This is a genomic window from Bacillus sp. PK3_68, from assembly GCF_003600835.1.
Taxonomy (GTDB): domain Bacteria; phylum Bacillota; class Bacilli; order Bacillales; family Domibacillaceae; genus Pseudobacillus.
Window position 1 is genome coordinate 3,793,978 of record NZ_NQYC01000001.1, and the last position, 23,642, is coordinate 3,817,619.

Sequence of the window (23,642 nt, forward strand, 5' to 3'; positions counted from 1 at the left end):
GCATTATTTACCGCCTGATTTTCATCATTTGAGCAATGAAGAATATAATACAAAGAAAGAGTTGCCGGAGGTGAAGAGATGGCAGTCGTAAAACATAGATCATCGGATGTTGATTTGCTAGCGAGGCTTCTGCGGGCGGAAGCGGAAGGAGAGGGTGAACAGGGAATGCTGATGGTTGGAAACGTTGGAATCAACAGAATCAGGGCGAACTGTTCTGATTTTAAAGGATTGCGCACGATTCCACAAATGGTGTACCAACCACATGCATTTGAAGCGGTACAAAAAGGATATTTTTACCAAAGGCCACGAGAAAGTGAGCGAAGGTTAGCACGACGGGCTATAGCTGGAGAAAGAATCTGGCCTTCTAAATATGCTTTATGGTATTTCAGGCCGGAAGGAGATTGCCCGCCAACGTGGTATGATCAACCGCTAGTTGCCCGTTTCAAGCTTCATTGTTTCTACCAACCAACGGGTGAAGAATGTGAAAACGTTTATCGGCTGTTTTAAGAAAGAGATAACGATGAAAGATCGTTTATTACTTGTCAGGGAGCTGTTTTTTTACAGCTCTTTTTTGGTTGGTCAAAGCAATACGTGGATTATTAAGTTTTTGTAAATAAAAAGACCTATACATATGAATATTCTAGATCTTAAGTTATAATATTTTCGGTTTATCATACTAGTAAATTGTTCCTTGAGGGGAACAAGGAGGAAAAAGACTTGTCTAAGCTGAGGATGTTAAGCACTAAGTTATTTATTATTTTATTGGCAGTTTCTATTATTCCATTATTGCTTTTAAGTGCTATTTTACTTTATCATTCGACTCAAACTTTTTCGACGCTTATTCAACAAAGCCAGCAGTCGATGGAACAGTCGGTAGTGCGTAGCCTGGAGCTTACTTCGACTGAACTGTTGGATCTGACAAAGAGATACAGCGAGGATAAAGAGCTAATCAGTGCTTTTCAGACGAATAACCGCGAAATCCTCTCGGCAAAAGTGTTGCCGGTCTTTGAGCGCCTGGAAAAAGAACATCACATTAGTGTACTTGAATTTGGAAACAAGGATGGCACCGTCTTTTTAAGAGGCCATAGTCCCGAAAAATATGGAGATGATAAAAGTGGTCTTCCCGCTGTCCAGAATGCCTTAAATGGGAAAGAAGTATCGGGATTTGAATTTGGCAGCAGCGGCCTGGCCGTTCGAGCATTCGCCCCTCTTAAAGTAGATAATAAGATTGTAGGAACAATTCAGATGGGGATTGATGGGAGCTTTTTGAAGCAATTAACAGAGACGGCTCAAGGTGTTGAGCTTAATTTATATAATTCGTCTGGTGAAATTGTTGTTTCATCTGTCAAAGATAACATTGGCGGGCAATTTGATGAACCAAAAATTATGAATAAAGTGCTCTCGGGAAAGAAAGCTTCCGCAAAGGAAGGAGAGTCCTTGCAAACGTACATACCGATATTTGATCCTACAAAAACGGAAGTCATTGGTATGATGGAGATGTCTCAGAATATATCTGTCATCGCTCAAGCGGATCAACGAATGATTTTTCTAACGTTAATTATTGGTGGAATTACATTGTTATGTTTAATCACGGTTGCGTTTCTTTTCAGTCGTTCTATTTCCAAGCCTATTAAACAGGCTGCTTATTTTATGGATGAATTTGCTCGAGGCAGGCTAGATGTAACATTTGAAGGGAAAAAGAGAAAAGATGAAATTGGGCTATTAATGCGCTCTATTGTTGCCATGCAAAATAATTTTAAAGAGATGGTGTCACGCATTTCTGATACTACGCACATCGTTACAAATCAGAGCAGCATTTTGCAGAACATTTCTAATGAGGTTAGTGAAGGAAGCAGCCAAATTGCAGCTACTATGCAAGAGCTATCCAGCGGAGCAGAAACACAGGTGCATTCATCTACAGGGCTTGCCGAAAAGATGGAGAAGTTTTCAAAAAGCATCCAGGCTGCTTACCATAATGGAGAAGAAATGACTGAGACAACTGAGCAGGTGCTAGCTTTAACAGGTGAAGGAAAGTCATTAATGGATGCTTCTGTGCAGGATATGCATACAATCCGCGAGATTGTTAAAGAATCGGTGCTTAAAGTGAAAGACTTAGACGGACAGGCGAAGCATGTTTCGGTAATGGTAAAAGTTATTCAGGATATTGCAGAACAGACCAATCTCCTGGCACTCAATGCAGCAATTGAAGCGGCAAGAGCGGGAGAAGATGGAAAGGGCTTTTCTGTAGTCGCTAGTGAAGTCCGCAAGCTTTCAGAACAAGTTACGGATTCTATTAGCGGTATTACGCATACGGTTGATGGAATCCAGCAAGGCTCCAAAGAAGTTGTGGAATCCTTGCAAGCGAGCTTTGAAAAGGTAGAGGCGGGAGCAGGCCAAGTCCAAATGACGGGTATGACATTTGAGGATATAACAGAAGCCATTTCAGCTCTCGTGCAAAAAATCAGCACTATTTCATCCAATTTAAAGCAAATACATGGAGAAACAGCTGATATTCAATTGATCATTGAGAATGGCGCCGCTATATCTGAGGAGTCGGCTGCCGGCATTGAGGAAACATCGGCTGCAGCTCAACAGGTCAATAGCTCAATGGAACATGTAAAGAGCCAGGCGGACACATTAGCCACTATCGCCGGTGAATTGAATGGTTTGGTAAGACAGTTTACATTGTAATGAATCGTTAAGTGTAACTACTAAAATGTTCTGGTAAAAACTATTTTGTATACGAGTCTCAAAACCTGAAAAAATCTTTTTCAGGTTTTTTGGGCTGTGTGAATCTTCTTCCATATAATTGAATGTTGCTAGATTTGATATTAAACTGGATAAAAATAGAATCAATTTTTGGGAGTGCGAGGTGGCGAAGTGAAGAATGAGATTAAATTATCAGTCCAAGAGATTTTGGAGCTGGACCATTTTCGACAGGCAAATATGGTAGCTGGAAGAAATGGCCGGCATCGGGCAGTGAAATGGGTTCACGTCATGGAAGTTTCCGATGTCAGCAACCTTCTTAATGGGGATGAATTGATTCTTTCTACAGGCGTAGGGTGGAAGGCAGGGAAAGAAACGCTGATGCTGCTCGTACAGCAGCTAATTGATTGCCGGGCAGCAGGGCTTTGCATAGAATTGGGGAAATATATGGATGAAATTCCTGAAGAAATTCTCGAGCTTGCAGACCGTCATGACTTTCCCATTGTTGTCTTTCAGGAAGAGGTGCGGTTCGTCGATATTACAGAGAGTGTCCATACACTTATTGTAAAGAAGCAATATCAAATGATTGCAGATTTAGAAGACTATTCTCGCCGAATAAATGAAGTGCTGCTGGAAACAGAGCCAAGAGAGAAAGTGCTTAGGCTAATGCATAAACAAATTCGACTGCCTGTCATTTATCTTCCAAGAGAAGGGAAACCGGAGATTGTGTCTAATAAGACAAAAAGAGAGGAGCGCGAGCTTTTTGAAGCAGTGAGCCGAAATAAATTAGGCACAGGCTATCACCATGCACGCCAGCCTATTCATATATGGAGCCAAAGCTTCGCAGAATTGATCATCGTTTCTGAAAAAGAAGAAATGACCGAGTTTGAAACACTTATTCTAGATCGTACAGCTACCGCTCTTGCCCAAGTTATTTTGCGCGAGTTATGGACCGAGGAGCGCAGGAAGGCAAAGGAAGCTGACTGGATTCAGAAATGGTTGAACGGAGAGCACACTGAAGAGCAGGTTAATCGGTTTTTGAAAGAGATTGAGCCGGGATTAAAACCGAAAAGAGCAGTGGTCTTTTTGCTTCAGGCAAATAAGCTTGATACGGAAAGTTCGAGCATGACGTATTTAAAGATGCTGCTGCAGTCTATTTTTCAAGAGCAAGGTTTCTTTCTGCTATCGACAGTCTCTAAAAACGAAGTAATTTTTATCCTGCTCGATAAAAGAAAAGAAGATACATGTAAACAACGAATACAGATGGGCATCGATCATATCAAAAAATCAGATTATATTATAAACTACTCATCTGTACCCGTGAAAATCAGTGCCGGAACGATCGTTGATAAATTGACGCAGGTAAAACGCAGCTATGAAAAAGCAAAAATAGCAGCTGCTATAAAGGAAAAAATTTCTCATAGAATACCTGGTTATTTTTATGAAGATTTACATATATATAGATTGATTTATGCAGTCCAAGAACAGGGAATGCTTCATGAATTTGTGGCGGATTATCTCAGGCCGGTTCTTGCGTACGAAAGCTTTCAGCAAGCCAAATTGATGAACACGCTAAAAATCTACCTGGAGTGCAACGGCTCGAAAAAAGAAACAGCAGAACGGCTGTATATTGTTAGACAAACACTTTATCACCGGCTGGAAAAGTTATATGAGCTGCTCGGAGAGGACTTTATGGAACCGCCAAAACGCCAGGCGATTGAGTTTGCTGTTGCTGCCTATGAATATCTTGAAACAGTCAATCAAGAAGCTTGAGCAGAGACAAATTGTAAGAAAGAAACTGACAACCAGTCAAAATGTAGAAAGAATATTCTAAATAATTTACTTTTTGTCTAATGAAAGCGTTCCCTAATGACTCTATAATGAAGCTACTCACATAGTTTAAAAAATTCAGGAGGGCTTGCGATGGTAGTTATGAAAGATGTTAAGACGGTAAAAAATTTTATTAATGGACAATGGATAGAGTCATCGAGTCAAAAAGTAGAAGAAGTGCCCAATCCAGCAACGGGAGAAGTGATTGCAAAACTTAAAGTCTCGACTAAGGAAGATGTCGATCAAGCAGTGGCAGCCGCTAAAGAAACTTTTCAATCATGGAAGAAAGTAGCGGTACCTCAGCGTGCCCGTATTTTGTTCCGCTATCAGCAGTTGTTAGTTGAGCATTGGCAAGAGCTAGCCGAAATTGTGACGCTTGAGAACGGAAAAAGCTACACAGAAGCGTATGGGGAAGTTCAACGTGGCATTGAATGTGTAGAGTTTGCTGCTGGAGCGCCGACACTGATGATGGGCAGCCAGCTGCCGGATATCGCTGCGGGAATCGAATCAGGGATGTACCGCTATCCGATCGGTGTAGTCGGCGGTATTACGCCGTTTAACTTTCCGATGATGGTGCCGTGCTGGATGTTTCCGCTTGCTATTGCCTGTGGGAATACGTTCGTCTTAAAGCCGTCGGAGCGGACACCGCTTTTGGCCAATCGTCTAGCTGAGCTGTTCAAACAAGCAGGTCTCCCTGATGGGGTATTAAATATTGTTCATGGGGCGCATGATGTTGTCAATGGAATACTAGAACATAAAGATGTCAAGGCGATTTCCTTTGTTGGTTCTCAGCCGGTAGCTGAATATATTTATAAAACGGCAGCTGCCAATGGTAAGAGAGTGCAGGCGTTGGCAGGAGCGAAAAATCATTCCATTGTTTTGCCAGATGCTGATTTAGAGAATGCGGCCGCTAACATTACGAGTGCTGCCTTCGGATCAGCTGGTGAACGGTGCATGGCCGCTTCTGTTGTTGTAGCAGTTGGTGACAGTGCCGACAAGCTTGTCAGCCTTCTGAAACAAAAAGCTGATGAAATTAAAATGGGCAACGGCATGGACAAAGATGTGTTTCTTGGACCGGTGATCCGCGAAGCGCATAAGGAGCGGACAATTGGCTATATTGACAGCGGTGAAGAAGAAGGAGCTGTGCTTGTTCGCGACGGCAGAAAAGAAGGAGAGAATGAAAAGGGGTATTTCATTGGTCCGACGATTTTTGATCACGTAAAAACAGACATGAAAATTTGGCAGGATGAAATTTTCGCTCCAGTGCTTTCTATCGTTCGCGCCGAGAGCCTTCAAGAAGCAATTGCCATCACAAATGAATCCGAGTTTGCGAATGGAGCCTGTCTGTATACAGATAGTGCAAAAGCGATCCGGGAATTTCGTGAAGAAATCGACGCGGGCATGCTCGGTATTAATTTAGGTGTGCCAGCTCCAATGGCTTTCTTTCCGTTCTCCGGCTATAAAAATTCCTTCTATGGAGACCTTCATGCGAATGGGAAAGATGGAGTGGAGTTTTATACACGTAAAAAGATGATGACCGCCCGTTATTAAGTGAATGGCTCTGTTGAAGTGAATGTTGTTTTTTCAATGGTTGATCGCAACGGAAGGCGGCGACTCGAGCGGGAAGAGCGAGTCCTAGCGAGACTCCGCAGAAGTGCAAGCGACAGGAAGGCTCAAGGACGGATCGCGGAAAGCGTCCGCCTGCAGTGAAAAAACAAAGTCGAGTGAATAAAAAAGGAGGGGAAGAGGCATGCAGGTAACACACAAAGAACAGGATTTACAAAAAAAGGATGAGCGCTTTGTCTGGCACGCAATGAGAGGATCAGCTCCTGCCCCCGCGAATCTGATCGTACAGAAAGCGGAAGGAGCCTGGGTGACAGACATAGACGGCAATAAATACTTGGATGGTTTATCTGGACTATGGTGTGTAAATACTGGTTATGGGAGGAAAGAACTAGCAGAAGCTGCTTACGAGCAATTGCTGGAAATGCCTTATTTTCCAATGGCCCAAAGTCATATTCCTGCTATTAAATTAGCTGAAAAGCTAAATGAATGGCTTGGTGGAGAGTATGTCATCTTTTTCTCCAACAGCGGTTCTGAAGCGAATGAAACAGCTTTTAAAATTGCCCGCCAATATCATCAGCAAAAAGGAGAGCACGGTCGGTATAAGTTTATTTCTCGCTACCGTGCTTACCATGGCAACTCAATGGGAGCCCTTGCAGCGACAGGCCAGGCAGAAAGAAAATATAAGTACGAGCCGCTTGCTCCCGGATTTATCCATGTGAACCCGCCGGATATGTATCGCCGCCCTGATGATGAGCAGACGCTCGAGAGTGCAGAAGAAGTGGACCGAGTGATGACATGGGAGTTAGGCCAAACCGTGGCAGCTATGATTATGGAGCCGATCATCACCGGAGGAGGCTGCCTCATTCCGCCGCAAAACTACATGAAAAAGGTAAAAGAAATTTGCGAAAAGCATGGTGCCCTGCTTATTTGCGATGAAGTGATCTGCGGTTTCGGTCGGACAGGGAAGCCATTTGGTTTTATGCATTATGACGTAAAGCCCGATATTATCACGATGGCCAAAGGAATTACAAGCGCGTATTTGCCGTTATCTGCCACAGCGGTAAAAAGAGAGATCTATGAGGCTTATTGTGGCAGCGGCCAGTACGATCGTCTCCGTCACGTTAACACATTTGGCGGCAATCCGGCAGCTTGTGCGCTGGCGCTAAAGAATATGGAAATCTATGAAAAAGAGAAATTAATTGAACGTTCGCAAGTACTTGGAGAGCGGATGCTTAAAGAGTTAGAAGAAATTAAGGATTTGCCATTTGTCGGAGATGTACGGGGAAAAGGGCTTCTCATCGGTATTGAATTAGTGGCAGATAAACAAACGAAAAAACCAGCAGACTCTGATCTGGCAAATAAAGTGATCGGGCTCTGCAAGGAGAAAAAATTAATCATCGGTAAAAACGGCGACACTGTAGCCGGTTACAATAACATATTGCAGCTTGCTCCGCCATTAAGCATCACTGAAGAAGATTTTACTTTTATCGCTCAAACTCTCAAAGAGTGCTTACGTGCGGTGCAATAATAAGGAGAAGCTGTGTTGGATAGTCCAACACAGCTTTTTCTCGTTTAGAAAAATAATTTGTTTTTTGATAATTTAGAAAATTTCGTGTTACACTAATGGAGTATGACCCTCAAAATTTATATTACTAAAATTTACCGAGGTAAATATATATAACATATAAAAGGTTAACAGTTTCAGGAGGGAGAAATATGGAAAGTGAGATTCAATTTCTCGGAAAGACCGTCATCGAAAGAACAAAGGCACTTGCCGAGGAAATACATAATGAAAGGCTTGCGGGGATAAGTGAAATTGAAAGAGAACAGTTGGCGTTTGTAGAAGCTGAAATTTTAAGAATGCGGGCTGAGTTTATCCAGTTGTTTGGTGAAGCTCTTCTTAATTCTTTTGATGAAGCATCGCTTCAACAAAGAATGGCTAATTGGGGCAAAGAAATAGGGGAAATCATTTTTCAAATGGGTATACCGCTTGATGAAGCATTGAGAGATACTAAATTTTATCGGACGTTTATCTGGAAAGCAGTGAGAGAAGAAGTGGAAAAACACCAGATGGCCATCAATACGGTTTTTGAAGCCGGTGCCATTATTGATACGCTTTTAGATGAAGCGGTTTACTATGTTAGTTTAACCTTTGTCAAATTTCATGAGCGGATGCTTGACGAAGCGAAAAGGGCATTTATAGAGGTATCTGCACCAGTGGTCCCTGTCACTAAAGAGATTGCGGTTCTGCCGTTGATTGGAAACGTGGATACGGAGCGCGCTCAGCTATTAATGGAGACAGCTCTCATTTCAGCGAAAAAATTGCAGCTTTCCCATCTGGTATTAGACTTATCCGGTGTCTTGACCGTCGATACAATGGTAGCTGATCAAATTTTTAAAATTGTTAGCGCCTTAAAGCTTCTTGGAGTGAAAGTAATCATCACCGGTATCCAGCCAGAAACTGCTCATACATTAGCCTCTCTAGGGGTTGATTTTAAAACTATCCAGACAAAAGCTGATTTGCAGCAAGCGCTAGTAGATCTTCATAATTAACCTTTTTATAGCTGGACATGCCCAGGAAATAGCAATAATGAAGGAGGGAGCGTATGGAGCAGGAGCGGCAGATTTGGAAATATGCCTTCACATGTGTAGCGGTAACTATTAGCACGCTGGGCTTTGGCCGAATGTCTTATGGGATTTTGATGCCTTTTATGAAAGAAGATTTATCGCTTACATATGAACAGGCAGGAATACTTGGTACGGCTACTTCGGTAGGATATTTGGGATTGGTGCTCTTTGCTGGCATTATGGCTGCAAAGTGGGGATCAAAGCGGTTAGTAGTGATGGGGATACTGCTTGTCGCCGCCGGTTTATTATATTTGTCCTTTGTACGGGACTTCTTTTCCTGTATGGCGGGAATGATTAGCCTGGGGATCGGCACTGCTTTTACATATACGCCTCTCGTGAATATTGTCGTAGGGTGGTTTCCGAAGCAGAGAGGCATGATGATTGGCTTTCTCGTCAGCGGTCTGGGATTAGGCACATTGATTTCCAGTGCACTGATCCCGCTTTTTACTGCCTGGTTTTCGATGAATGGCTGGAGATATCTATGGGGGCTGTATGGACTTCTCTCTCTGCTTTCCGCTCTTGCGGCTCATATGGTTCTGCGTGATCCGCCGATTTCTGCTCCTAAGAATTTACAGGCAGAGGAATCGCTTTTCCGGGAAGTATATTTGCATAAGAGAGTCTTACTAGTGGCCTTTATTTACGGATTGATAGGCTTTGCATATTTAATCCCGCAAAGTTTTTTATTTAGCTTTATGCTAGAATCACACATTAATGATTATACAGCTGGCCAGATCATGGCTGTCGGGGGCTTGCTTTCTATTTTTAGCGGGCCGCTGTGGGGAGCGATTTCAGATAGGATTGGCAGGAAAAAGTCTTTGCTTATCACTCTTTTGATCGGCGCCGTTTCAATGGCTGTTCCCATTGTTTTACCTGTTTACGGCGGATTTATCATCAGCCAGATTCTTTGGGGAACGACAGTTGTTGGCATGCTGTCGCTTATTCAAGCGTTGTCAACGGAGCAAATCCATCCATCTTATGCACCTGTTGCCCTTGGCTATGTAACGGTATATTTTGCATTTGGCCAGCTGCTTGGTCCAGGCCTTGGCGGATGGATGGTTGACCATGTTGGTGGAATTCCCTCTTCCTTTATGCTTTGCAGTGGATTGCTGCTCTTAAGTTTTATTTTATCCGTACGGCTGCACAAGCAAGCCGCATTGGAGACAGCAGTTGTGCCAAAAGAGCAACGTACGACAGGTGGATGAATAAGAGCGGAAATTATATAGGTGATTAAGGGGCGGGAAAATTTCTCTCTTTCTTTCGTCCTATGAAATATAGCGAAAAAGGTACCGGGGGTTCTTGCAGGAATCTTTCTCTTTTTGTCGAATAATAAAAGGATAAAGGAGGAAATGAAAATGGAAACATTAACAGAAAGAGAACAAGTCACCCTCGCTTATTATGTTCAATATTATTTAGGAAATGATCCAAATGATATATCGGAACTGCACAAAATTATGACAGAGGGGATGCCCTCATATCCATCCATAATGGAGCAATTGACGAGAGAAGGACTGCTAAATGGAACAGATGCCATTCCTTCTGCTCCGGTAGAAAACGGTGGAGATAAAATTACGAAACCGATGATTACCCACAAAGGGATTCTTTATATTGACAACATTTTAAATATCCAGTCCTATGCAGTGGAAGGGGATAAGCTGTCCTATATAAAGAACAGTTTATTAACAAACAACCTGCAGCTGTCCGTTGGTGTTATTGCTGCATATGTTAAAACAGCAGTTGGTATCGAATAAACAGTGTATAGATTTAACAGGGAGCTTTTCCAAAAGTGAGCCAATAGGCCGCTTTAGGAAAGCTTTTTTGCTTGCTTTTTATAAGGAAGCTTAGAAGCTTATTAGAGAAAATAGAGAAGGCCTCTGCCTGATTCTCAACGATTTAATAAGGGTTTTGGCCAAATCATTTCTCTCTGCGGGTTTGAAAAAGTAAACGAAGTATGTTTACACTTATATAGGTGAGCGGGGACTAGGTTGTGTGATTCGTTTTTTATTTAGGAAATATAAGGGGGAAGATCGTGAAAAAAACAACATCTATTTTTTGGATTTCCATAGGGATTAGTCTATTATTCGTCACATGGGGTGTAGCAGCACCGGATCATTTAATGACTGTCATGACTTCAGCGGAGAGCTTTCTATTAGACCGCTTCGGCTGGTTTTATCAGTTTTCAGCCACTTTTTTCTTAATTTTTGCTTTATGCCTTGCTTTTAGCCGCTTCGGAAACATTAAGCTTGGGCAACCCGATGATAAGCCCGAGTTCAGTACACCTACTTGGTTTGCGATGTTATTTAGTGCAGGAATGGGAATTGGGCTGTTATTCTACGGAGTTTCTGAGCCGATTTCTCATTATGCCTCTCCTCCATATGGAACATCTCAATCGATTGAATCCGCAAAAATAAGCTTGGAACATACGTATCTGCACTGGGGATTTCATGCTTGGGCTATTTATGCAGTCGTAGCGCTTGCCTTAGCTTATTATAAATTCCGTAAAAACATGCCTGGCTTAATGAGTGCCACCTTGTATCCGCTCATTGGCAATAAAGCGAAAGGGCCGATTGGACATGCGGTTGATATTATTGCTGTATTTGCGACTGTATTTGGTGTTGCTGCGTCACTAGGGCTTGGCGCTTCCCAGATAAATAGCGGGTTCCACTATTTATTCGGTATGCCTATCAGCTTTAATATTCAACTCGTTATTATCGCTTTCACAACCATCCTATTTATTATTTCTGCTGGAACAGGTGTTTCAAAAGGGATTAAATATTTAAGTAATACGAATATGGCACTGGCTGTTATTTTATTTGTTTCTTTTCTCTTTCTTGGGCCAACTCAATATTTATTAGAATTGTTCTCTACTACATTTGGTAGCTACTTGCAAAATCTTCCGAGCATGGGGCTGCGGTTTACCCCGTTTGATCAGGAAAGCAATCAATGGATTAAAGATTGGACGATCTTTTATTGGGCCTGGTGGATTTCATGGACACCCTTTGTAGGAACATTTATCGCACGTGTTTCTAAAGGGCGCACTGTCCGTGAGTTTATTATGGCTGTCTTGATTGTCCCGACAGTTGTCTGCTCGCTATGGTTTGCTGTTTTTGGAGGAACAGGCATTTACTTTGATTTTGTAGAAGGAGCGAATGTAGCTGCTCAAAGCATTGAAACTTCTTTGTTCTTTGTATATAATCACATGCCTCTCGGAGGAATGCTATCAGCTGTCTCAGTGGTTCTCATTCTAACCTTTTTTGTCACGTCGGCCGATTCTGCCACGTTTGTTCTTGGTATGCAAACGACGAACGGCAGTTTAAATCCGCCATTCTTTGTCACGCTTAGCTGGGGAGTAGTTCTGGCGGCCATTGCGTCGGTTTTACTTGCATCAGGCGGGCTAGCTGGAATGCAAGCTGCTATCATTGTCAGTGCTCTGCCTTTAGGTATTGTCCTTTTATTTATGTCCTATGCCTTAATTAAATCGTTTCGGCAGGAACGATCCTTAAGCAATCAGAAAGTGCAGCAGCATAAAAAATCGGCTTAAAAGTTTAAAAATAAATAGAGTCCTTGGTTAGTCAAGCTCAATTCCCTGCCGTGATCTTCACTAGCTAAGGAAAGGGATCATTTATTGTTTTACTTGTTTTTTATATCCCCGCTTACAAGCTTTGCCTGCTCTTAATTGTTGCTAGAGCAGGTTTTTTTTATGATCTTTTCTATAGAAAAACGAGCAGGCAGAGAGTTTGCAAGTTAATTTCATAAAGGTAAAATGGAATTAGAGAAAGAGGAGGCAAGGCAGTGAAAGAAATTTAATCGTAAGGAGATCATAATGACAAGACAAAAAATGGATGAGTCTAAATACATTCAGCAGCACTTAGCTAATGAACGGACTTTTCTTGCCTGGCTACGCACAGGCATTGCTGTGGTAGGCATTGGTTTTTTGGCGGTAACACTGCACTTTAATTATGAAGCGAAGGTGAGCAAAGTAACTGATGAAATATCTTTGCTTATGATGATCTTTTCGATAACTGTCGGCCTGGCTATCTTGTTTACGGGGGCATTTAGCTATTTTATTAAACGGAAAGAAATTAACGCGGCCTCTTTTCGCTCATCAGCCATAATGATTGCTATTGTCACTGTTGCTGTCAGCATCCTCGTTTTAATGCTTGGTGTCTATTTTATATCGCTATTATGAGCTGCCAAATAGAAGAACGGCAAAGCTCTTGACGAACTATTTCATTTGTCTTAACATACATATGGGGGTATGTGGTGTGTTGAACGGCTATTAACATTCCCTTAAAATATACGTATCAACTGAGCTGGAGGGAACTATGGTTATTTTTCTAGGCGTGATCATGTTGCTGATGCTGCCTGTACTATATAAGCGTTACGTACCGGTTGCCGGAACAGAAGAGGTGAATGAGTGTACTAAAAACGAGAATGTCTTATTGGTTGATGTTCGCGATTTTCACGAAGCCAATCGAAACCCGGTTTCGTCAGCTGTTCATATTCCTTTGCCTTATTTAGCGCGGCAGCACAGGGAGATTTCTAAAAAAGCAGTAATCGTTATTGTATCGGATAAAGTGCTCCGTAATTTAAGCATTCGACAGCTGAAAAAATATGGCTTTGAAGTGAAAGGGTATTGCTGCAAAAAGAATGCTGCTTATTCTCCGCTATCGGCGTAGTATATTTATATTTTCCAATGACTGAAATGCAAGTTTCAGCTCGTTAAAGATTTTTTCCTGTTGGAGCACACAATTGAACAGTCCCAAGTCCATGTGAATTAAAAAAGCAGGCTCATTGTGCAAATGAGCCTGCTTTTTTATTGTTTTTAAAGTGAATTATTTGAGAAATAGAAGGAATAGATGTATGCAGATCAGGACGATTTTTGTACGAGCGATAGGCGAGAAGTTCACCGTTCCGATTAGTAACATCCAGCTGCAGGAGGTAGGAATCTCTCTTCTCCATATAATAGGAGGCCTGTTTGTCCTCTAACCTATAAAAGCTAAATGTGGTTCCTAGCCATGTTTTGGTAGTTATTTTCGTCTCAGGATGTGTGGAAATATACTCTTCCAGTTTGGCAATAGAAGTAGCGGGCGGGTTAGCTAACTCTATTGCTTTTTCTTTTACGTAATCTGCCGCCTGACTGAATGTATCTTTCGCTTTCTGAATGAGTTTATTTTTTTTCATTTGAAAACTCCTTCTTGTTTTTTATCTATATTCCCGTTTTTCTGATAGATTATCAGGAAACAAACTTCTGTTTGTTTAAAAATTTTAATGAATGTGTATCAGGCCTGCGTGCTTGTCAAGGTTTGAGGTGAATGTGGCACAATTAAGGCTTCTATCTAGGATCACAAAATTTTTGAGAGCTTTTTAAAAGAAGGGTTTCTATTAATCATTCTCAAAAATAGATTAATTATATCCAAACAATATATTGTTTGGATTGATCGTTAGCACATACAATAATTATCAAGAAGAGACAAAATATTTTTTAAAGCAGTTTGAAATAATCCAACAGAAAAGAAAATAAAATATTAACTAGCGGAAAGGGTGAAATGGATCGTGCTCCCACCAAAACAAGGACTTTATAACCCAGACTTTGAACATGACGCATGCGGCATCGGGTTTGTTGCCCATGTTGAAGGAACGGCTTCCCATAGTATTGTTAAACAAGGTTTATCGATGCTTTGCCGCCTAGAGCACCGTGGCGGCCAGGGAAGTGATCCACTTACAGGAGATGGAGCAGGGATCATGGTCCAGCTTCCACATGAATTTTTTCAACTAGCTTGTTCACAACTGAGCATACCGAATAAAGGAGAATATGGTGTTGGAATGCTCTTTTTGCCAAGAGAGTCTGAAAAAAAGAGAAAATATGAAAACATGTTGAATGACATCGTTGCAGAAGAAGGGCAGGAGGTGCTTGGCTGGCGCACGGTACCTGCTGATGGCACTGCGCTTGGAGAAAAAGCAAAGAGAAGCCAGCCCGCCATTCGACAAGTTTTTATAAAAAAATCAGACAGCGAAATGAATGAGCAGGACTTTGAACGCAAGCTGTATGTAATTCGCAGAAGAGCAGAAAAAGCTGTTAGGGAGAAAGAAATGCCCTGTGACGAAACTTTTTACTTTTCCAGTCTGTCTGCCCGGACAATTGTTTATAAAGGCATGCTGACGCCGGATCAGCTTCTTGCCTTTTACTTGGACTTACAGAATCCTATTTTTCAATCAGCATTTGCACTTGTCCACTCCCGCTTTAGCACAAACACGTTCCCGAGCTGGGAAAGAGCCCATCCCAACCGCTACTTGATTCATAATGGTGAAATTAACACGTTAACAGGCAATGTAAATTGGATGAGAGCGCGTGAACAGCTCCTGACAGCAGACCCGTTTGGCACAGATATAAGCAAAGTTTTACCGATTATTGATGAAGATGGGAGCGATTCGTCTGCCTTTGATAATTGCCTGGAATTTTTAACCTTATTCGGCCGTTCCCTCGCGCATGCTGCCATGATGATGGTTCCGCAGCCGTGGGAAAAAGATGAGTCCATGGATGACGCATTAAGAGCTTTTTACGAATATCACAGCCATTTAATGGAGCCGTGGGATGGCCCGGCCGCCTTTGCTTTCACAAATGGGCTTCAGATTGGAGCGATGCTGGACCGTAATGGTCTGCGTCCAGCCCGCTACTATATAACAAAAGATAATATGATCATCTTTTCTTCGGAGGCCGGTGTGATTGAAATAGAAGAGGAGAAGATTAGCAGAAAAGAAAGACTGAGCCCGGGGAGTATGTTGCTTGTTGATTTAGCAGAGGGGCGGATTATAGAGGACGAGGAAGTAAAACGACAAGTTTCGGCGAGTGGTCCTTATCGTGAATGGCTTAATAAGGAATGTCTCAACATAGAACAGCTACCGGCCCCTCGCAAGCAGCCCGTTCTGTCTACAGCTGACCTCTTACAACTGCAACAGGTCTTTGGATATACGTATGAAGAACTGGTCAAACACTTAATTCCAATGGCAGTTGAAAAGAAAGAGGCGATTGCCTCCATGGGCAATGACACTCCTTTAGCCGTACTCTCAAACGCCCCCCAGCTTTTATATAACTATTTTAAACAACTGTTCGCTCAAGTGACGAATCCCCCTATCGATGCGATCCGTGAAGAGTTTGTTACTTCTACAATGACCTTTCTTGGAGCGGAGGGAAGCTTGCTTGAAGCGCAATCGAAAAGTTGCCGTCATATCCGCCTAAAAACACCTATTTGTTCAAATGAGGAATTGGCAAAGCTGCGTGATAACAAGATGAAGTCCTTTCAGGCCAAAACTTTCCCGATGTTATTTGAAGCAGAAGGAGGAACAGGAACATTACAAAAGGCATTACACACACTATTTCATTCTATAGACCAGGAAATTGAAAAAGGAATAACACTTGTTATTTTATCCGATCAGCCTGTTAGTAAAAATCTAGCACCGATTCCGGCTTTGCTGGCGGTTAGCGGGCTGCACCAGCACTTAGTGCGCCGGGGGACGCGCGCAAAGGTCAGTATTATAGCTGAAACCGGTGAAGCGCGTGATGTCCATCAGTTGTGCCTGCTGATTGGCTACGGGGCAGATGTGGTTAATCCATATCTCGCTTATGCCTCTATTAAAGAAATGGTAAAGCAGGGCGAGATTCAACAGATTAGCTGCACTGAGGCTGTTGAGAACTATATTCAAGCAGCTACAAGTGGGATTGTAAAAGTGCTGTCGAAGATGGGGATTTCGACGATACAGAGTTATCGGGGAGCCCAGATTTTTGAAGCTATCGGTGTTCACAAGTCTGTTATTGAGCACTATTTTACAGGTACAGCCGCCCGGCTTGGGGGAATCAAAATAGAAACGATTGCCGCAGAAACACTCATGCGTCATGAAAAAGCATTTTGCAGAGAGCAAAGTGAAACGCTTGAATCCGGGAGTGATTTTCAATGGCGCCATGGTGGTGAGGCTCATGCCTTTCGTCCGACGACGATTCATCTGCTGCAGCGAGCTTGTCGGGCGAACGACTATGAGTTGTACAAAAAGTATGCAGAGAAGGCGAATGAAGAGCAGCTTGTTTTTCTTCGCGGATTGCTCCAATTCAAAAAAACCTCCCCTATCCCAATTGATGAAGTAGAGTCCGTTGAGGCGATTTGCCGCCGTTTTAAAACAGGCGCGATGTCCTATGGTTCATTAAGTGAAGAGGCGCATGAAACGCTGGCTATTGCGATGAATCGGATTGGCGGAAAAAGCAATAGTGGAGAAGGTGGCGAACATGCCCGCCGGTTTGTTCCTGATGAAAACGGTGATTTGCGTCGCAGCGCAATTAAACAGGTTGCATCCGGCCGGTTTGGTGTAACGAGCCATTATTTGATGAATGCGGATGAAATTCAAATCAAGATGGCCCAAGGAGCCAAACCAGGAGAAGGTGGACAGCTGCCGGGAAGTAAAGTGTATCCGTGGATTGCGGAGGTGCGCGGCTCTACACCTGGAGTGGGGCTAATTTCTCCCCCTCCCCATCATGATATTTATTCGATTGAAGATCTTGCCCAACTCATTCATGACTTAAAAAGCGCAAATCCTTATGCGAGGGTCAGCGTGAAGCTTGTAGCCAAAGCAGGTGTGGGAACGATCGCTGCTGGGGTGGCAAAGGGATTAGCGGATGCGATCCTGATTAGCGGTTCGGAAGGCGGAACGGGAGCGGCGCCACGCACGAGTATTAAACATGCGGGCATACCGTGGGAAATTGGATTGGCAGAAACGCATCAAACTTTGCTGTTGAACGATCTTCGCGATCGGGTGGTAGTAGAGGCGGACGGCAAGTTAATGACTGGCCGAGATGTCGTAATGGCCACATTGCTTGGTGCTGAAGAATATGGCTTTGCAACCGCTCCTCTCGTCGTTCTTGGCTGTGTACTTGTTCGTGCCTGCCATTTGAATACCTGCCCAGTTGGAATTGCGACGCAAAATCCTGCCCTGCGTGAGCAGTTTCTTGGGAAGCCAGAACATGTTGAAAACTTCATGCGTTTCATTGCGCAAGATGTCCGGGAAATCATGGCAGAGCTGGGGTTCCGAACGATTAACGAAATGGTCGGCCGGACAGATGTATTAATAAAAAGTGAAAGGGCCAACACTCATTGGAAAGCGAAAGATCTTGATCTATCAGCGCTTCTCTATACCCCTTCTTCTGCAAAAGTTGTTGCTATGCACAATTGCCGTACACAAAATCATCGTCTTGAGCAGTCGCTTGATTACAGGGAGATGTTACGAGTTTGTCAGCCAGCTCTTGAACAGCAGAGGCCAGTCAAAGCCAGTTTCTCCATTCAAAATGTTGACCGGACAGTGGGGACAATGTTAGGCAGTGAAATAACAGAGCGATACGGAAAAGAAGGGCTTCCCGCAGATACGATACAGCTGAAATTTACTGGATCAGCTGGCCAAAGTTTTGGGGCCTTCCTGCCGAATGGCGCCACGATGACGCTGGTGGGGGAAGCGAATGATTATGTTGGCAAAGGATTGTCAGGCGGAAAAATCATTGTAAAAACATCTGAAAAATCAATTTTTGTTCCTGAACAAAATACGATTATTGGCAATGTTGCTTTTTATGGAGGAACAGCAGGAGAAGCTTATATCGGCGGCTTGGCGGGCGAGCGTTTCGGGGTGAGAAACAGCGGTGTGAGTGCAGTCGTTGAAGGGATAGGCGATCACGGATGTGAGTACATGACCGGAGGGCGGATCGTCATACTTGGATCTGTCGGCAAAAATTTTGCAGCAGGGATGTCGGGAGGAACGGCTTACGTCTATGTAAAACAACGAGCCACTTTCTTGAAAAACTGCAATCAGGAACTTGTTTATCTTGAATCGCTGCAAGTGAATGAAGAACAAGAAGAAGTAAAGCAGCTTATTTTGAACCACTATCATTATACCAATAGTTCAAGTGCCTGGCGTATTCTGCAAAATTGGGAGAAACATTTAACAAGATGGGTGAAAGTCATTCCGAAAGAATATAAGCGAATGATCGAAGATGGGGAATCGCCTGTTGCGCTGACGCGTTAGCATCTGGAGGACTGAGCCCACGGAAAGGAGCTATGATATGGGAAAGGCGGCAGGATTTATAGAGTATAAACGTGAAGTGCCGGGCGAACGGGATCCAGGCGCTCGGCTAAGCGATTGGAAAGAATATCAACAATCGCTGCCAGAGGGAACATTGCAAAAACAAGGGGCTCGCTGTATGGACTGCGGCACTCCCTTTTGCCATACGGGGGTCCAATGGTCTCATTCAACAATTGGCTGTCCTCTATACAATTTAATCCCGGAATGGAATGATCTTGTATACCAAGGGCGTTGGCAAGAAGCGCTGAATCGTTTGGTAAAGACGAATAATTTTCCGGAATTTACTGGGCGAGTATGCCCCGCTCCATGCGAGGGTTCTTGCACAGCGGCCATTAGTGATTCGGCCGTAGCGATCAAAAGCATTGAAAAAGCGATTGTTGATAAAGGCTTTAAAGAAGGGTGGATCATTCCGAAGCCGCCAAGATTTCGAACAGGAAAAACAATTGCAGTGATCGGTTCCGGTCCCGCGGGGCTTGCCTGTGCTGATGAGTTAAATAAAAAAGGGCATTCTGTTACTGTTTTTGAGCGTTCTGACCGGGTTGGCGGCCTGCTTACGTACGGCATTCCAAATATGAAGCTTGAAAAGGAAGTGGTAGACCGCAGAGTGCGACTGCTGGAGGCGGAAGGGATTCAGTTTGTTACGAATAAGGAAGTAGGAAAAGATATGAGCGTTAAACAGCTGCAAGAACAATATCATGCTATTGTTCTGTGCACCGGTGCTCAAAAACACCGTGATTTGTCGATAGAAGGCAGGGGGCTGGCTGGGATTCATTTTGCAATGGATTATTTAACGAATGCAACGAAGAAACTGCTGAATGAGCGCTCTTTAAAGGAAAAGGCTATTTCAGCGACAGGAAAGGACGTCATTGTTATTGGAGGGGGAGATACTGGAGCAGATTGTGTGGCAACCGCTTTGCGTCAGCGCTGTAAAAGCGTGGTTCAATTCGGCAAGCATCCGCAGCCACCAGCAACACGGTCAGCGGGCAATCCGTGGCCGGAGTACCCTCATATATTTTCCCTTGATTATGCCTATGCAGAATCGAATACTCAACTGGGAAAAGACCCGCGAGAGTATTCGATTCTTACTAAAAAGCTTATCGGGGATAAACAAGGACGCGTCAAAGAGCTCCATACAGTTCAGGTGAAAAAAGTAACCGATGGAAAGGGTCAGCTTATTCTTCGGGAAGTACCAGGAAGTGAGAAGGTATGGCCAGCGCAACTTGTATTCATTGCCGTTGGTTTTAGTGGACCGGAAGAAGACGTTATTCAGGCCTTTCAATTGACACAAGATAAGCGCAGCACAGTGCAAACACCGGCAGGAAGATACTCGACGAATGTGAAGGGAGTATTCGCCGCTGGGGATGTACGCAGAGGACAAAGTTTAGTTGTTTGGGCTATCCAAGAAGGGCGCAGTGCAGCCTGGGAATGTGATCGCTATCTGATGGAAAAGGCAGCACAACTATAAATAAAATGCAACGTGAGGGAGAGAAGAATATGGCGCAGTTTAGCAAAGAAGAGATTTTTAGATTAGTTCAGGAAGAGAATGTGAAATTTATCCGTCTGCAGTTTACAGATATTTTGGGTACGATTAAAAATGTGGAGATTCCTTCATCGCAGCTAGAGAAAGCGTTGAGCAATAAAATGATGTTTGATGGTTCCTCTATTGAAGGATTCGTCCGAATTGAAGAGTCAGATATGTATTTGTATCCAGATATAGATACATTCGTTATTTTTCCTTGGACGGCCGAAAAAGGGAAAGTTGCCAGATTTATTTGCGACATTTATCATCCGGATGGCACGCCCTTTGAGGGAGATCCCCGCAGCAATTTAAAGAGGATACTAAATGAAATGAAAGAATTAGGGTTCACCAATTTTAATGTTGGACCTGAACCAGAATTCTTTCTGTTTAAGTTGAACGAAAGAGGAGAACCAACACTTGAATTAAATGACAGTGGCGGCTACTTTGATCTTGCTCCTACAGATTTAGGCGAAAACTGCCGACGTGATATTGTGCTTGAGCTGGAAGAAATGGGATTTGAGATCGAAGCTTCCCATCATGAAGTCGCACCTGGCCAGCATGAAATTGACTTTAAGTATACCGATGCTGTGAAAGCTTGTGATGATATACAAACATTCAAATTGGTTGTCAAAACGATTGCCCGTAAGCACGGTCTGCATGCGACGTTTATGCCGAAGCCACTGTTCGGTGTGAACGGCTCTGGGATGCACTGCAACTTGTCTTTATTCAGGGATGGGGAAAATGCTTTTTACGATAAAAATGGAGATTTGGAGCTGAGTGATACTGCCAGACAATTTGTGGCTGGGGTTTTGAAGCACGCTCCAAACTTCACTGCTATCACCAATCCGACAGTTAATTCATATAAAAGATTAGTTCCTGGATACGAAGCTCCTTGTTATGTAGCTTGGTCAGCTAGAAATAGAAGTCCCTTGATTCGCATTCCTGCTTCCCGAGGAATGAGTACACGGGTAGAGGTGCGCAGTGTGGATCCTGCGGCTAATCCATATTTGGCAATGGCCGTCCAGCTTGCAGCCGGATTGGATGGTATTAAAAATCAATTAACACCACCGGAAGCTGTCGATCAAAATATTTATGGAATGTCCAAAAAAGAGCGGGAAGACAACAATATTGTTGATTTGCCGGCTACTCTTGCCCAGGCAATTAAAAATTTTCAAGGGGATGAGATAATGACCAAAGCTTTAGGTCCTCACTTGTGTGAGCATTTCATTGAAGCGAAAGTAATTGAATGGGATTTGTTCCGTACGCAAGTGCACCCATGGGAGCGCGAACAGTATATCACACAATATTAAAAGTGGGGATTGTCCCCGAAAAACTTCATAGAAGAGAGTGATCACGAGTGTGTGGGATAACAGGATGGATTCATTGGCATCAGGATTTGACAACTCAGGCATTCATCGTGGAAAAGATGGCACATACATTGGCGAGACGCGGGCCAGATGCTTCGAACGTGTGGAGCGACCGTCATGTGTCTTTCGGTCACACTCGGCTTATTGTTGTAGATCCTGCTGGCGGAAGCCAGCCGATGGCAAAAGAGGTAAATAAGAAAAACTATACAATCGTTTACAATGGAGAGCTTTATAATACAGAAGACCTTCGTAAAGAGTTAGTGAAGACAGGTCATGTTTTTCGCTCTCATTCCGACACGGAAGTGCTGCTGACGGCTTATATAGAGTGGGGAGAGGAATGTATAAATTATTTAAATGGAATTTTTGCTTTTGCTGTTTGGGATGAAGAAAAAGAGCAGCTTTTTATTGCAAGAGATCGTCTCGGAGTGAAGCCGCTTTTCTACAAGGAAGGGAATGGATCATTTTTATTCGGTTCTGAATTGAAAGCGATTCTAGCCCATCCGGAAGTGAAAAGTGAGGTAGGCAGAGAAGGCCTTCAAGAGGTGTTTGGGTTAGGACCGTCCCACACTCCAGGTCAGGGGGTTTTTCGCGGAATCAATGAGCTAAGGCCAGCCCATGCGCTTACTTATTCCCGGAGAGGATTGAAGATCTGGCGATATTGGAATGTAATGAGTAAAAAACACGATCAATCATTAGAAGAAACAGTGGAACAAGTTCGATTCCTTGTAAAAGACGCTGTTGAACGGCAATTGACAGCTGATGTACCGGTTTGCACGTTTTTATCTGGTGGAGTCGATTCGAGTGCAATCAGCCAGTTTGCGGCCGACTTTTTTAAAGAAAAGGGCGATGGGGCACTCCACACGTACTCGATTGATTATGTTCATAATCATCATTACTTCCAATCAAGCACTTTCCAGCCTGATGAAGACAGACCGTGGATTAAAAAGATGCAGCAGAACTTAGGAGCGGTCCACCATGCGGCTGTCATTCAAAACGATCAGCTGGCTGACTATTTAATGGATGCTGTAAAAGTGAGAGATTTGCCAGGAATGGCGGATGTTGACTCTTCCTTGTTATGGTTTTGCGAACAGATTAAACCGCGCTTTACGGTTGCTTTATCCGGTGAGTGTGCAGATGAAATTTTTGGGGGGTACCCATGGTTTTATCGAGAAGAGTTGCTGAATGATAAAGGATTCCCGTGGATGAAATCACAAGATGAAAGGCAGCAATTGCTTCTTCCGCATTGGCAGCAGCGACTGGATCTCACAAAGTATGTAAGAGACCGGTACGAAGAGACTGTTCGGGAAACACCTCAGTTAGATGGAGAAAGCTCATTGGAAGCACGCCGCCGGGAAATGTTTTATTTGAATATGACATGGTTTATGACAACGCTGCTGGAGCGTAAAGACCGCATGAGCATGGGGGCGAGTTTAGAGGTGCGAGTTCCGTTCGCTGATCATCGGCTTGTGGAGTATGCCTGGAACATTCCATGGAACATGAAAATGCTGAACGGGCGGGAAAAAGGAATTCTACGTCGCGCTTTAGAAGGAGTGCTGCCTCATGATGTGCTTTACAGGAAAAAGAGCCCTTACCCAAAAACCTATCATCCAGAATACACAGCACGGGTAAAGAAACAGTTAACGAACATCATCGATACTCCATCATCTCCTATTCTTGAACTGCTCTCAAAAACAAAAGTGGCAGACATTATTCACTCAAATGGTTCCTCCTTCAAAGTGCCCTGGTTTGGCCAGCTTATGACAGGGCCGCAGCTCATTGCCCATCTTATTCAAATCAATGAATGGCTCGAACATTACAACATTAATATTATTGATAACTAAAAAACAGGGTCAGTTCCCACTGTGCCCATGCACTACCGCAGTGGTGAGCTGACCTGAAATAAAGGAGGAATG

At 43.5% G+C, this 23,642-nt stretch carries 16 protein-coding genes and 1 pseudogene; 16 read left to right on the forward strand and 1 reads right to left on the reverse strand.

What is annotated here, in order from left to right; translation table 11 throughout:
• Positions 1-78: 78 nt before the first annotated feature.
• From CJ483_RS19090 to CJ483_RS19140, 12 genes and pseudogenes are all read left to right on the forward strand, one after another.
• Complete coding sequence (locus CJ483_RS19090) at positions 79-507, forward strand: cell wall hydrolase (protein WP_120036648.1); 429 nt, start codon at positions 79-81, stop codon at positions 505-507.
• Between the two features lie 354 nt (positions 508-861).
• Positions 862-1,746: pseudogene (locus CJ483_RS25845) on the forward strand (cache domain-containing protein); the annotation flags it as partial.
• Positions 1,747-1,872: 126 nt separating this feature from the next.
• Positions 1,873-2,691, forward strand: coding sequence for a methyl-accepting chemotaxis protein (locus CJ483_RS25850; RefSeq protein ID WP_481747749.1), 819 nt, complete (start codon positions 1,873-1,875; stop codon positions 2,689-2,691).
• 189 nt (positions 2,692-2,880) lie between these two features.
• The gene (locus CJ483_RS19100; protein ID WP_120036651.1) at positions 2,881-4,479 is read left to right on the forward strand and encodes a PucR family transcriptional regulator; all 1,599 of its coding nucleotides are present in this window, start codon (positions 2,881-2,883) and stop codon (positions 4,477-4,479) included.
• 150 nt (positions 4,480-4,629) lie between these two features.
• Positions 4,630-6,087: a CoA-acylating methylmalonate-semialdehyde dehydrogenase gene (locus CJ483_RS19105; RefSeq protein ID WP_120036653.1), complete on the forward strand. Its 1,458-nt coding sequence runs from the start codon at positions 4,630-4,632 to the stop codon at positions 6,085-6,087.
• A 199-nt stretch (positions 6,088-6,286) separates the two neighbouring features.
• Positions 6,287-7,630 (forward strand): aspartate aminotransferase family protein, encoded by a 1,344-nt coding sequence (locus CJ483_RS19110; protein WP_120036655.1) that lies wholly within the window; start codon positions 6,287-6,289, stop codon positions 7,628-7,630.
• 188 nt (positions 7,631-7,818) lie between these two features.
• Positions 7,819-8,655, forward strand: a complete 837-nt coding sequence (locus CJ483_RS19115) for an STAS domain-containing protein (protein WP_120036657.1) — start codon at positions 7,819-7,821, stop codon at positions 8,653-8,655.
• A gap of 53 nt (positions 8,656-8,708) precedes the next feature.
• Positions 8,709-9,932 (forward strand): YbfB/YjiJ family MFS transporter, encoded by a 1,224-nt coding sequence (locus CJ483_RS19120; RefSeq protein WP_120036658.1) that lies wholly within the window; start codon positions 8,709-8,711, stop codon positions 9,930-9,932.
• Between the two features lie 150 nt (positions 9,933-10,082).
• Positions 10,083-10,478: a hypothetical protein gene (locus CJ483_RS19125; protein ID WP_120036660.1), complete on the forward strand. Its 396-nt coding sequence runs from the start codon at positions 10,083-10,085 to the stop codon at positions 10,476-10,478.
• Between the two features lie 278 nt (positions 10,479-10,756).
• Positions 10,757-12,268 (forward strand): glycine betaine uptake BCCT transporter, encoded by a 1,512-nt coding sequence (locus tag CJ483_RS19130; protein WP_120036662.1) that lies wholly within the window; start codon positions 10,757-10,759, stop codon positions 12,266-12,268.
• A gap of 282 nt (positions 12,269-12,550) precedes the next feature.
• Positions 12,551-12,916, forward strand: a complete 366-nt coding sequence (locus CJ483_RS19135; protein WP_120036664.1) for a YidH family protein — start codon at positions 12,551-12,553, stop codon at positions 12,914-12,916.
• Positions 12,917-13,052: 136 nt separating this feature from the next.
• Positions 13,053-13,406 (forward strand): rhodanese-like domain-containing protein, encoded by a 354-nt coding sequence (locus CJ483_RS19140; RefSeq protein WP_120036666.1) that lies wholly within the window; start codon positions 13,053-13,055, stop codon positions 13,404-13,406.
• Between the two features lie 112 nt (positions 13,407-13,518).
• Here CJ483_RS19140 and CJ483_RS19145 read toward each other — a convergent pair whose 3' ends face one another.
• Complete coding sequence (locus tag CJ483_RS19145; protein ID WP_120036668.1) at positions 13,519-13,911, reverse strand: hypothetical protein; 393 nt, start codon at positions 13,909-13,911, stop codon at positions 13,519-13,521.
• Between the two features lie 360 nt (positions 13,912-14,271).
• Between CJ483_RS19145 and gltB the strand changes: the two genes are divergently transcribed.
• Genes gltB through asnB form a run of 4 tightly spaced genes read left to right on the forward strand, consistent with a single transcriptional unit; the run spans position 14,272 to position 23,570 of the window.
• Complete coding sequence (gene gltB / locus CJ483_RS19150; protein WP_120036670.1) at positions 14,272-18,786, forward strand: glutamate synthase large subunit; 4,515 nt, start codon at positions 14,272-14,274, stop codon at positions 18,784-18,786.
• A 37-nt stretch (positions 18,787-18,823) separates the two neighbouring features.
• A complete protein-coding gene (locus CJ483_RS19155; RefSeq protein ID WP_120036672.1) occupies positions 18,824-20,308 on the forward strand; it encodes a glutamate synthase subunit beta in 1,485 nt (494 codons plus the stop codon).
• Positions 20,309-20,337: 29 nt separating this feature from the next.
• Positions 20,338-21,672: a type I glutamate--ammonia ligase gene (gene glnA / locus CJ483_RS19160; RefSeq protein WP_120036674.1), complete on the forward strand. Its 1,335-nt coding sequence runs from the start codon at positions 20,338-20,340 to the stop codon at positions 21,670-21,672.
• Between the two features lie 47 nt (positions 21,673-21,719).
• Positions 21,720-23,570, forward strand: a complete 1,851-nt coding sequence (gene asnB / locus CJ483_RS19165; protein WP_120036676.1) for an asparagine synthase (glutamine-hydrolyzing) — start codon at positions 21,720-21,722, stop codon at positions 23,568-23,570.
• The last annotated feature ends 72 nt before the right edge of the window (positions 23,571-23,642 follow it).